Here is an 11,605-nt window from a genome sequence, read left to right as displayed (position 1 = left end):
AAAGCCTGTGAAATTTTACTCGTTGTAAAATTTCACAGGCTTTTTCATTTCAGAGGAGGGTTTTGTCCCAGCCTCTTGTTTATTTTAAAATTAACTGCCGTGCACCTTCCGTCGACTGACGCCCATAAGCGTTACTTATGCAGTTAGCTCGGCCCAGGCAACCCTGCGGCACATGGGAGCGTCCACTTAATGCTGCTTCCTTCCGGACCTGACATGGTTCATGGATTCCCATTGCGCAGGACCCAGGCGTCAACACCACTTACATAAGGCAGGCCCTACAGACAGCCAGCCTCGGGAAGGGATTCAGCCTCGCTAGAGCGGATTGCGAGTACAGGGCACCGCTACCTCCCCGCCTAGCACGGCAAAGTTGAAACCATATTTAGTTGTGTCATCCTGTGACACATTTATAAGTATACAAGCTATCTGGAGAAAAATCAATTCTTACAAACTGTCAATTTCTGTATGATCACCCAGCATGCTTTCTTTCCTCTTCTTTTCTTCCTTTTTCCGCATACGGAGGTTTCTGAAAAAATCAGATAGCAATTCACCGGTTTCCTTTTCCAGAACTCCTGATACCAATTCGCTCTGATGATTAAAGCGGCTATCCTGCAAAAGATTCATTAAGGTGCCTGCACAGCCGCCTTTAGGATCCTTTGCCCCATACACCACCTTTTTAATACGTGAAAGGACAATGGCGCCCGAACACATTGGACATGGCTCGAGAGTCACATAAAGAACTGCATCTTCAAGCCGCCAAGTTCCGAGTTTCTGGCATGCCAGATCAATGGCAAGCAGTTCTGCATGGGCTAAGGAATTCTGATTTTTCTCCCTTAAATTATGTGCCCTGGCTATTATTTCACCATTTAAAACAATAATGGCACCAATTGGCACCTCGCCGATCTGTTCAGCTTTTTTTGCCTCCTTGATGGCTTCGAGCATATATTTCTCATCCGATTCTTCAAATTGCGGCATTTTTATAATCCATCCTTTTATTTTTCGAAAATATTATAACATGACTTTGCTAGCCTACTCATAAAATGGTGGTAGTGCTCATTGTATTAAAGGAGGGCTTAAATTTGCAAATTCACGTTATTTTGCCAAACCAAACACTAACCGGTATTGCACAGGCATATGGTACAACTGTTAATGATATTGTTGAAGCAAATGAACTGCCAAACCCCAATAATCTTGTCGTTGGCCAGGCGCTGGTTATTCCAATAGTCGGGCGTTTCTATTGGGTTCAAAGCGGGGACAGCTTATTTTCTATTGCCAGAAGATTTGACATGTCATATCAGGAATTGGCTTCTATAAATGGGATATCAGTGAATACTCCTCTTCGGATAGGTCTAAGATTATATATTCCGCCGAGACCAAAGCCGCAAGCAGAATTCAATGCTTATGTAGAGCCAAGAGGGACATCTGTTGCCCCCAATCTTGAAGAAAGCGCAAGAAACGCTGCCCCCTATATAACCTATCTGGCCCCATTCAGTTTCCAGGCCCTTAGGGACGGCACCTTAAAGGAACCGCTCCTGAATAATTTTCCATCTATCGCCCGCACTAATAACAATGTATTAATGATGGTTATAACAAACCAAGAAAATGATCAGTTCAGCAGCGAACTAGGCCGAATTCTATTAACGAATATGGATATTCAAAATAAATTTTTAGATAATATCGTTGCAACTGCGCAGAAATATGGCTTCAGAGATATCCATTTTGACTTTGAACGCTTGCGCCCCGAGGATCGGGAAGCCTATAACCAGTTTTTAAGAAAAGCAAAAGACCGTTTCAAACAAAATGGCTGGCTCATTTCAACCGCATTGGCGCCAAAGACTAGCGCCGCACAGCAAGGGGAATGGTATACCGCCCACGACTATAAGTCCCACGGTGAAATTGTTGACTTTGTTGTCATTATGACCTATGAATGGGGATACAGCGGCGGCCCGGCAATGGCTGTTTCGCCTATTGACCAGGTCAGAAGAGTATTAAACTATGCAATAACAGAAATCCCTTCGTCAAAAATTTTGATGGGGCAAAATCTATACGGATATGATTGGACCCTTCCATTTGTTCAAGGGACAGTTGCTAAAGCCGTCAGTCCCCAGCAGGCCATTCAAATTGCTGCACAAAACAATGTTGCCATTCAATATGACACAAAGGCACAAGCGCCTTTCTTTAAATACACAGATTCAGAAGGCAAAGAGCATGAAGTATGGTTTGAGGATGCCCGCTCCATCCAGGCGAAATTTGATTTAATTAAAGAACTAAATCTGAGGGGAATGAGCTATTGGAAACTGGGGCTTTCCTTCCCGCAAAACTGGCTATTGATTGTGGAGAACTTTAATGTTGTGAAAAGAACGCAATAAACAGCTGCCGCTAAAGGCAGCTGTTTTTTTTACTTGTTTTTCCAGATAAAAACCAATCCCCTTCCCGTTTCTGTGTATGATAAAATAACTTTTGTGTCATTTTTTTAAGAAATTATACAGATTAAGTATAGACACCCAATTAAGAAGCAGGAGGACCTTTTCATGGGGGAAGTACCGTTTATCACTATTGAGGGGCCTATAGGTGTTGGAAAGACATCTTTAGCAAAGGCCATTTCCGCTCATTTTAACTTTCATCTACTGAAAGAAATCGTCGACGAAAATCCATTTTTGGGGAAATTTTATGAAAATATTGAGGAATGGAGCTTTCAAACAGAAATGTTTTTCCTCTGCAACCGTTATAAACAGCTAGCAGATACGAAAGCTCATTTATTAAATAATAATAAACCGGTTGTATCTGATTATCATATATTTAAAAATCTTATCTTTGCTAATCGCTCATTGAATCAGGAAGAATATCTAAAATATATAAAAATCTATGATATCTTAACTCACGATATGCCCGTTCCCAATGTCATCGTTTATTTGCATGCCAGTCTTGATACGCTTCTAGAGCGCATTAAAAAGAGAGGACGGGACATTGAAAAAAATATTAGCCCTCTTTATCTGGAGGCACTTTCCAATGACTATGAGCAGGCAATGAATACATTTGCCGCACAGAATCCGAATGTAACCATCCTCCGATTTAATGGAGATGAACTGGACTTTGTAAAAAACAGCAATGATCGAACCTATATATTCAATTCTCTTCAAAACTTATTAGAAAAAGGAGCCAGCCTTGATGAACCTCAGAGATAAATACAGCATTCCTGCTACTTCAGTCATAACGATTGCCGGTACTGTCGGAGTCGGAAAGTCTACAATGACGAATGCTCTAGCAAAAGCATTGCAGTTTCGCACATCATTCGAAAAAGTAGATACAAACCCTTATTTAGATGACTTTTACGCAGATTTCAGCCGCTGGAGCTTTCATTTGCAGATTTATTTTCTCGCCGAGCGCTTTAAAGAACAGAAACGTATTTTTGAATATGGCGGAGGCTTTGTCCAGGATCGTTCTATTTATGAAGACACAGGGATCTTTGCAAAAATGCATTATGATAAGGGGAACATGTCCAAGGTAGACTATGAAACATATACAAGCCTGTTTGACGCAATGGTCATGACCCCCTATTTCCCTCATCCAGATCTTTTAATTTATTTAGAAGGATCCATTGATGATATTCTAGAGCGCATCAAGGAGAGAGGACGGCCAATGGAACAGCAAACGCCTGTGGCATATTGGAGGGAAATGCATCAACGGTATGAAAACTGGATCAATTCCTTCAATGCCTGTCCTGTATTACGATTAAATATCAACGACTACGATATTAAAAATAATCATGATTCGGTTGAACCAATTATTGAAAGAATCTCCCGCTTCTTGGAGCAAACACAATTCCTTAAGAAATAGCTGCCTTAAAAAGGCAGCTATTCTTGTTTAGTTCAAAAAAAGCCACTGCAAATCTGCAGTGGCTTTTTCTCCAATTTATGCGCATGGTTAGATATCAATCATATGGAGGAGGAAGAGGGATTCGAACCCCCGCGCGGTTTGACCCGCCTGTCGGTTTTCAAGACCGATCCCTTCAGCCAGACTTGGGTATTCCTCCGTATCGACAAGTAGTACTATAACATTGTTTTTTATTAAAGTCAATAAATAAAAAAATATTTTTCTGGACGGAGCTATCCGCCCAGAAATATAAATTTTTTTATTATTTTATAACCTCTTTATTCCCCATATAAGGCCGCAATACCTCAGGAATAATAACACTGCCATCCTCCTGCTGATAGTTCTCCAATATTGCTGCAACCGTACGGCCAATCGCAAGTCCTGAGCCATTTAGTGTATGAACAGGCTCTGGCTTTGCTTTTAGATCACGGCGGAAGCGAATATTTGCTCTTCGCGCCTGGAAACTTTCAAAATTACTGCAAGAAGAAATTTCTCTGTAGGTGCCGTAGCTTGGTATCCACACTTCAATATCATACTTTTTGGCAGCTGTAAATCCAAGGTCGCCTGTACACATGCTCATAACACGATATGGAAGCCCCAGAAGCTGAAGGACCTTTTCAGCATTCTTTGTAAGCTTTTCTAATTCTTCATAAGAATCTTCTGGCTTAACAAATTTAACAAGCTCTACCTTATTAAATTGGTGCTGGCGGATTAATCCGCGTGTATCTCGGCCGGCAGAGCCCGCTTCTGACCGGAAGCACGCGCTGAAAGCAGCATAATAAATTGGCAGCTGATCAGCACTTAAAATTTCATCTCTATGCATATTCGTCACAGGCACTTCTGCAGTTGGAATAAGGAAATAATCTTCGCTTTCAATTAAGAAGGCGTCTTCTTCAAACTTTGGAAGCTGTCCTGTTCCAGTCATGCTGGCACGATTGACTAAATACGGAGGCAGAACTTCTGTATACCCATGCTCTTCTGTATGAAGATCAAGCATGAAGTTAAATAAGGCACGTTCCAGGCGGGCACCTAGCCCTTTATAGAAAACAAACCGGCTGCCTGTTACTTTTCCCGCACGTTCAAAGTCTAGAATATTAAGCTGATCCGCAACTTCCCAGTGTGGCTTTGGTTCAAATTTAAAGTCTCGAATTTCTCCCCATTTCCATGCTTCCACATTGTCATCTTCTGTCTCCCCAACTGGCACGCTTTCATGAGGGATGTTTGGAATGCTTAGCATGAGCTGATCAAGTTCTTCTTCAACGACACGAAGCTCATCATCAAGCACTTTAATTTTGTCGCCAACCTCTCTCATTTCTTTAATAAGATGGTCTGCATCCTGTTTATCGCGCTTTAATGCTGCAACCTGCTGAGAAACCTCATTTCGTTTGCTCTTTAATTGTTCTGCCTGGACAATCAGTTCGCGCCGCTTCCCATCCAAATCTTCAAACTTCCCTAAATCGGTCAGGTCCTCTCCTCTGTGTTCAAGCTTCTGTTTTACCTCTTGAAAATTGGCTCTTAGATATTTAATATCCAGCATCTGACTTCCTCCTTACTAATTTTATCAAACACAAAAAACTCCCGTCCCTAAAAAGGGACGAGAGTTACCCGCGTTGCCACCCTAGTTGAAGACAAATAATGCCTTCCACCTTAAATAAATAACGGATTTATCCGAAGGTACTTACTTTCCAGAAAGTCTGGTGTTCTGTACCTTACTCAAGGATGGATTCACAGGTTTCAAACACCGATTTTCACCAGCCATCGGCTCTCTAATGATTGAACATCCCGTTACTAGTTCCTATCATTGCTTTAGCTATAAGAATTTGTAATTCATAATGTACTATAATTATCAGCAGTTTTCAACTGAAATATGCAAAGATTTTATTTAGCTTCTTTGATCATATTGATAAAATAAGCAGTTATGCGGTCGTCATTAGTTAATTCCGGGTGGAAGGAGCATCCAAGATATTGTCCTTCACGTGCTGCAACAATACGTCCATCATATTTGGCAAGAACCTCAACATTCTCCCCAGCTTGTACAATATGTGGAGCACGGATAAACACTGCCTCAAAATCCTCAGCTACACCTGCAATGTCCAATTTTGCCTCAAAGCTATCCACTTGGCGGCCAAAAGAGTTTCTTTCCACAAGCACGTCCATGACCCCAATATGTGGCTCATCATAGCCATTTAGATGCTTTGCCAGCAAAATTAGTCCTGCACAAGTACCGAACATGGGCTTACCTGACTGGGCAAAACTTTTAAGGCTATCCATAAAATCATACTTGTCAATTAAGCGCCTCATTGCTGTACTCTCTCCGCCGGGAAGGATCAATCCATCAACCTCATCAAGCTGTTCCTTGCGCTTAATGACAACGGCCTCAGCACCGCAATTCTCAACTGATCGAACATGCTCTCTAACTGCCCCTTGCAGGCCGAGTACTCCAACTTTTATCATGTGAATTCCCCTTACCAGCCGCGGTCCTGCATGCGAGCTTCTGGAGCCAAAGTTGAAATTTCAATTCCTTTCATTGGCGTTCCAAGCTCTTTGGAAAGTTCCGCGATCAGCTTATAATCTTGGTAGTGTGTTGTAGCTTCTACAATAGCTCTTGCAAATTTTGCTGGGTTTTCTGACTTAAAGATACCAGATCCGACGAATACGCCGTCTGCACCTAATTGCATCATTAGAGCGGCATCTGCTGGTGTGGCAACACCGCCGGCAGCAAAGTTAACAACTGGCAGGCTTCCATGACGCTTAATTTCAAGAAGCAGTTCATACGGTGCACCTAGAAGCTTTGCTTCCGTCATTAACTCATCTTCATCCATGGCTACTACCTTGCGAACCTGTGCATTAACCTTGCGCATATGACGAACTGCTTCAACAATGTTGCCTGTTCCTGGCTCACCTTTTGTACGAAGCATAGAAGCTCCTTCTCCAATACGTCGTGCAGCTTCTCCTAAATCACGGCAACCGCAAACAAATGGTACTGTGTATTCCTTTTTATTTAAATGAAACTCTTCGTCGGCAGGAGTTAATACTTCACTTTCATCTATATAATCTACTCCCATTGCCTCTAAAACACGTGCTTCTACGATATGTCCAATACGTGCTTTAGCCATAACTGGAATCGTAACAGCATTCATAACCTCTTCGACGATTCGAGGATCAGCCATTCTTGCTACACCGCCAGCTGCACGAATATCAGAAGGCACCCGTTCAAGTGCCATTACTGCAACAGCACCAGCCTCCTCAGCAATTTTCGCCTGCTCTGCATTAACAACGTCCATAATGACGCCGCCCTTTTGCATTTCTGCCATTCCACGTTTTACACGATCTGTACCTGTATTCATAATGCTCCCCCTTTTTTATGCCATCTCTTGATGGTTTGAAAATTTTCTTAAAATAAGATAAAGGAAAATATTACATCAATTTAAATCAGAACAATAATAATTATCTTTCCCTAATGAAAAATAAACTACAAAAAGGGATTCCTGTCAAGACAAGAATCCCCTTTTATCGACTAAAACCAACCTTTTACAGTTGAGGAAATCCCTCCAAATACGTTGCCAAAGAAACTGCCAATTCCGCGCATCATCAGTACGAACCAGTTTGCTTTTTCCACGTCTTGGGACGCAACGACATCCACCTTAATAGATTTGCTGCCGTTTTCACTTAAGAAATCTAATGACTTTCCATCCTTTGATTCAATGGTTAATGTACCAACCTTTTCACCTTTCTTAACCGGTGCAGTCAGTTCACCTTTATCATTTAACTTCTTTTTATCAAAAGTAATTACAGGCTTATAGTTTTCCTTTTCACCATTCTTAATAGGCATTGAGATGGCATCTTTTGTCTCAATAGCCACTTTATCTTCTTTTCCCTTTGTAACAGGCAGAGTCTTCTTGCCCTTTACCTGATACCCTTCTTTAATAATCTCTTCTTGATTAAAATTATTAAAAGCAAAATTGAACATTTTAGCTGTTTCATCGAAACGTACTTTTTTATCATTGATGCCGCCGTTTTTATCACGGGCATTCATAATAACGGTAATATACCGAGTTCCATTTCTCTCGGCTGTTCCAGTAAAGCACAAGCCTGCAAATTCAGTTGTACCTGTTTTTAATCCGTCAACGCCCTCATACTCGAAAACTAACCCTGGAAGCATCCAGTTCCAGTTTTCCATATTAATTTCATCATCTGTCCCTTCTCTGAACTTCATCTTTGGCGTACTAGCTGTTTCTAAAATTTCCGGAAAGTCCTTTAGTAACCGGGCAGCTAATTTCGCCGTTGCTCTAGCCGACATTACATTCTCTTCATCGGCATTTCCTACAGAGTGATAGCCCATTAAATTGGAGTTATTTAAACCAGATGAATTTACAAACTTGTAATCCTTTAATCCCAGTTCCTTTGCTTTATCATTCATCATCTTAACAAAGTTCTCTTCTGACCCCGCAATGGTTTCAGCAATAGCAATGGTTGCTGCATTGGCTGAATAAATGGACATTGCTTGATATAACTCGCGAATATTATATTTCCCATCTCTTCGCAGCGGAACATTTGATAAGCTTCTATCATGGGAAATCTTCCAAACATACTCTGTAACAGAATATTCCTGATCCCATTTAACCCGGCCTTCCTTAATCGCTTCAAGAAGAAGATACTCGGTCATCATCTTTGTCATACTGGCAACGCCAAGCACCTGATCTGGATTTTTCGCATATAGAACTCTTCCGGTATCCGCCTCTACCAAAATAGCAGCATCGGCATTAATATTTAATAAATCTTCTGCGTGAGCTCTATGAATATTTGGAAAAAGCCCAATACACATAATCAGCGTTAAGAAACATGCAACATATTTACGATATTTTTTCAATACAAAGCCCTCCAACGTTTTAGTACACGTTTGCTATTTTATCATAACTCGTTATTAAAAAATAGATTTAGGATTTACCTAATCTTTCCCCAAAATTAAAGGGAATTTTTAATAGATTTATATACGTTTTGGCCTACTTTATTAAAGGACTATTGTTCCATAAAAAAGACAGAGAAGCACGAAACCTCTCTGTCTTTACAGGCATTAAATAAATATTATGATAAAGAATAGTTTGGAGCTTCTTTTGTTATTTGAACGTCATGCGGATGGCTTTCTTTAAGTCCTGCACCGGTCATTCTAATGAAAGTTGAATTCTCTCTTAATGCCAGCAAATCTTTGGATCCGCAATACCCCATACCAGAGCGAATTCCGCCAACAAGCTGATAGATGGTATCTGCAAGAGGTCCTTTATAAGGAAGACGTCCTTCAATTCCTTCAGGAACAAATTTCTTTGCATCCTCTTGGAAATAACGGTCTTTTGATCCCTTTTCCATAGCAGCCACTGAACCCATGCCACGGTACACCTTAAAACGGCGTCCTTGGAAAATCTCTGTTTCCCCAGGGCTTTCAGAAACACCAGCTAATAAGCTTCCAAGCATAACAGCATGTCCGCCAGCTGCCAATGCCTTAACAATATCCCCTGAATATTTAATGCCTCCATCTGCAACAATTGCTTTTCCATGCTTTTTAGCTTCTGTTGCACAATCATAAACAGCTGTTATTTGAGGTACACCTACACCTGCAACAACCCTTGTTGTACAAATAGAACCAGGACCAATTCCAACTTTAACAACACTTGCACCTGCTTCGATCAATGCCTTTGTTGCTTCTCCAGTTGCTACATTGCCTGCAATAATATCTAAATCAGGGTATGCGTCTCGTATTTGCCTCACAGCGTCCAATACACCTTTTGAATGACCATGGGCTGTATCTAGAACAATCACATCAACTTGGGACTGTACAAGCGCCTCAACACGTCTCAATGTATCATTTGTTACACCGACAGCAGCTCCGACTAACAAGCGGCCCCGGTCGTCTTTAGCTGAATTAGGGAATTCAATGACTTTTTCAATATCTTTAATGGTAATTAATCCTTTTAGAATACCATCATTATCCACAAGAGGAAGCTTTTCAATTTTATACTTTTGAAGGATTCTCTCTGCCTCTGCTAGAGTGGTTCCAACCGGAGCTGTTACAAGATCCTCTTTCGTCATTACATCTGAAATTAGAATAGAGTAATCTGAAATAAAGCGAAGATCACGATTAGTAATAATACCAACCAGTCTTTGTTCTTCGTGATTATTAACAATTGGAACACCTGAAATGCGGTATTTCGACATTAAATGTTCGGCGTCATATACCTGCTGTTCCGGGGTGAGAAAAAATGGGTCTGAAATAACTCCGCTTTCTGAGCGCTTGACTTTATCAACAAGCTCTGCCTGCTGCTCAATGGACATATTCTTATGAATAATGCCTAAGCCGCCTTGTCGTGCCATGGCAATTGCCATTTCTGCCTCTGTAACTGTATCCATTCCGGCACTAATGATAGGGATATTCAATTTAATCTTTTCCGTAAGCTGCACGCTTAAGTCAACATCACGCGGAAGCACCTCTGACTTAGCAGGAACAAGCAATACATCATCAAATGTTAAACCTTCTTTAACAAACTTATTTTCCCACATTTTTTTTACCCCCATGACTTGAAAATATTATTAGTAGGTTATCAATTGGACAAAATACTGTCAAGGATACTTTAATATGTTAGACTTTTCTAAATTCTTGGAGGACGCTTTACATGCAGAATTTTAAACACTGGGATTCATTTCTTTATTTTTGTTCAGCAAGCAATTCACAGGAATTCCTTAAGAATTCCTACCGTAGATTAAACATTGAATCAGCGGACCAAAAGAGCTACGAAAATTGTTATCCATTTATTTATTATCTTGAACATGCACAAATATATTACGAACAAGCAAAATTGGCCCCCATCGTTATACAGCCAATTCTCCTTTTTTATGGATTTGTTCATTTAATTAAAGCCTGCATTTTAACAGTCGACCCTAATTATCCAGAAACAACCTCCGTTCTTGCCCATGGTGTATCGGCAAGAAAAAGGAAAAAACAGCAATATCATTTTTTTCAAGATGAGGTAAGATTTCAAAAGAGCGGACTTTTCCCTTATATGGGAATGAAAATGTTTCACATGAAACATTTGGAAGGTCAAAAGGCAACCATGAAGGAACTCCTTGCACAATTGCCTGAGTTAAATTCTTTGTTCATCGAAACGGCAGGCAAAAGTAACTTCTTAAAACTTAATAAACAGGGAGAACAATTTTCATTGCCTAAAAAAATTCTCGATCATTATTTTATGACCGAAACACACTTTTTGGATTATCTTAAAAGAGAAATGTCATCGAGCATATCCCTGCAGGAACCTGATGAAGACTTTATTCATTTTAATTTGGATGAGCAGCAGCAAAACAAGCTTTTGCCCATTAAATACTGCATGGATAGCAGTCAGTATTACTTTCCTTTAGCAAAAAATGACCTAAACCAATTTCCTGAACTGCTCATTCATTACTTGTTATTGTATAACCTTAGTATGATTGCCAGGTATGAAACAGAATGGTGGAGCGAGCTCATTAAGATGATGCCAAACGAGGATTATCCCTTTATTCGCTCTTTTCTCAATCTAACCGCAAAAAAAGGGCCATACTTAATTTATCAGATACTCAAAGAAAAAAAGTAATTCAATACAAAAAAGAGCACCTCTCGGTGCTCTTTTACATTTGCTTGGCAGCGTCCTACTCTCACAAGGGGACAGCCCCTAACTACCATTGGCGCTGAGAAGCTTAACTTCCGTGT

At 40.6% G+C, this 11,605-nt stretch carries 10 protein-coding genes, 1 tRNA gene, 1 rRNA gene, 1 other RNA gene and 1 other annotated feature; of the genes, 4 read left to right on the top strand and 9 right to left on the bottom strand.

Features of this window, described 5'->3' with window-relative positions; genetic code table 11:
- Positions 1–97: 97 nt before the first annotated feature.
- Positions 98–362: signal recognition particle sRNA large type (gene ffs, locus AC1Q59_RS24470), an RNA gene on the bottom strand.
- A gap of 79 nt (positions 363–441) precedes the next feature.
- A complete protein-coding gene (gene tadA, locus AC1Q59_RS24465; RefSeq protein WP_492368478.1) occupies positions 442–972 on the bottom strand; it encodes a tRNA adenosine(34) deaminase TadA in 531 nt (176 codons plus the stop codon).
- A 104-nt stretch (positions 973–1,076) separates the two neighbouring features.
- Here tadA and AC1Q59_RS24460 point away from each other — a divergent pair, with 104 nt between their 5' ends.
- The 3 genes from AC1Q59_RS24460 (at position 1,077) to AC1Q59_RS24450 (ending at position 3,834) form a co-directional block, all read left to right on the top strand.
- Positions 1,077–2,366, top strand: coding sequence for a glycosyl hydrolase family 18 protein (locus AC1Q59_RS24460; RefSeq protein ID WP_492368477.1), 1,290 nt, complete (start codon positions 1,077–1,079; stop codon positions 2,364–2,366).
- 162 nt (positions 2,367–2,528) lie between these two features.
- Positions 2,529–3,182, top strand: a complete 654-nt coding sequence (locus tag AC1Q59_RS24455) for a deoxynucleoside kinase (RefSeq protein WP_492368476.1) — start codon at positions 2,529–2,531, stop codon at positions 3,180–3,182.
- Positions 3,166–3,834, top strand: coding sequence for a deoxynucleoside kinase (locus AC1Q59_RS24450; protein WP_492368475.1), 669 nt, complete (start codon positions 3,166–3,168; stop codon positions 3,832–3,834). Before AC1Q59_RS24455 ends, AC1Q59_RS24450 begins: the two co-directional genes overlap by 17 nt.
- A gap of 103 nt (positions 3,835–3,937) precedes the next feature.
- Here the strand turns inward: AC1Q59_RS24450 and AC1Q59_RS24445 are convergent.
- The 6 genes from AC1Q59_RS24445 to guaB form a co-directional block, all read right to left on the bottom strand.
- Positions 3,938–4,030, bottom strand: a tRNA-Ser gene (locus tag AC1Q59_RS24445).
- A 102-nt stretch (positions 4,031–4,132) separates the two neighbouring features.
- On the bottom strand, positions 4,133–5,407 hold the full coding sequence (gene serS, locus AC1Q59_RS24440; RefSeq protein ID WP_492368474.1) for a serine--tRNA ligase: 1,275 nt from the start codon (positions 5,405–5,407) through the stop codon (positions 4,133–4,135).
- 50 nt (positions 5,408–5,457) lie between these two features.
- Positions 5,458–5,681, bottom strand: a binding site (T-box leader).
- Positions 5,682–5,748: 67 nt separating this feature from the next.
- On the bottom strand, positions 5,749–6,324 hold the full coding sequence (gene pdxT / locus AC1Q59_RS24435) for a pyridoxal 5'-phosphate synthase glutaminase subunit PdxT (RefSeq protein WP_492368473.1): 576 nt from the start codon (positions 6,322–6,324) through the stop codon (positions 5,749–5,751).
- 11 nt (positions 6,325–6,335) lie between these two features.
- Positions 6,336–7,220, bottom strand: coding sequence for a pyridoxal 5'-phosphate synthase lyase subunit PdxS (gene pdxS, locus AC1Q59_RS24430; RefSeq protein WP_492368480.1), 885 nt, complete (start codon positions 7,218–7,220; stop codon positions 6,336–6,338).
- Positions 7,221–7,387: 167 nt separating this feature from the next.
- Complete coding sequence (locus AC1Q59_RS24425; RefSeq protein ID WP_492368479.1) at positions 7,388–8,695, bottom strand: D-alanyl-D-alanine carboxypeptidase family protein; 1,308 nt, start codon at positions 8,693–8,695, stop codon at positions 7,388–7,390.
- Positions 8,696–8,955: 260 nt separating this feature from the next.
- Positions 8,956–10,422 (bottom strand): IMP dehydrogenase, encoded by a 1,467-nt coding sequence (gene guaB / locus AC1Q59_RS24420; RefSeq protein ID WP_492368472.1) that lies wholly within the window; start codon positions 10,420–10,422, stop codon positions 8,956–8,958.
- A gap of 113 nt (positions 10,423–10,535) precedes the next feature.
- On the opposite strand from guaB, the gene AC1Q59_RS24415 reads away from it, so the two are divergent.
- Complete coding sequence (locus tag AC1Q59_RS24415; RefSeq protein WP_492368471.1) at positions 10,536–11,489, top strand: YaaC family protein; 954 nt, start codon at positions 10,536–10,538, stop codon at positions 11,487–11,489.
- A gap of 42 nt (positions 11,490–11,531) precedes the next feature.
- On the opposite strand, the gene rrf is transcribed toward AC1Q59_RS24415, so the two are convergent.
- A 5S ribosomal RNA gene (rrf, locus tag AC1Q59_RS24410) occupies positions 11,532–11,605 on the bottom strand; the annotation flags it as partial.

Source organism: Cytobacillus sp. MT66 (assembly GCF_058792595.1).
Note: the sequence above shows the minus strand (reverse complement) of the source record. Positions and strands in the feature narration are given on the sequence as shown.

Bases quoted from the DNA above. Each gene is read 5' to 3' on its own strand.
- serS (WP_492368474.1), bottom strand. From the start codon at position 5,407: ATGCTGGATATTAAATATCTAAGAGCCAATTTTCAAGAGGTAAAACAG.
- AC1Q59_RS24450 (WP_492368475.1), top strand. From the start codon at position 3,166: ATGAACCTCAGAGATAAATACAGCATTCCTGCTACTTCAGTCATAACG.
- guaB (WP_492368472.1), bottom strand. From the start codon at position 10,422: ATGTGGGAAAATAAGTTTGTTAAAGAAGGTTTAACATTTGATGATGTA.
- pdxT (WP_492368473.1), bottom strand. From the start codon at position 6,324: ATGATAAAAGTTGGAGTACTCGGCCTGCAAGGGGCAGTTAGAGAGCAT.
- tadA (WP_492368478.1), bottom strand. From the start codon at position 972: ATGCCGCAATTTGAAGAATCGGATGAGAAATATATGCTCGAAGCCATC.
- AC1Q59_RS24415 (WP_492368471.1), top strand. From the start codon at position 10,536: ATGCAGAATTTTAAACACTGGGATTCATTTCTTTATTTTTGTTCAGCA.
- AC1Q59_RS24425 (WP_492368479.1), bottom strand. From the start codon at position 8,695: ATGTGTATTGGGCTTTTTCCAAATATTCATAGAGCTCACGCAGAAGAT.
- AC1Q59_RS24455 (WP_492368476.1), top strand. From the start codon at position 2,529: ATGGGGGAAGTACCGTTTATCACTATTGAGGGGCCTATAGGTGTTGGA.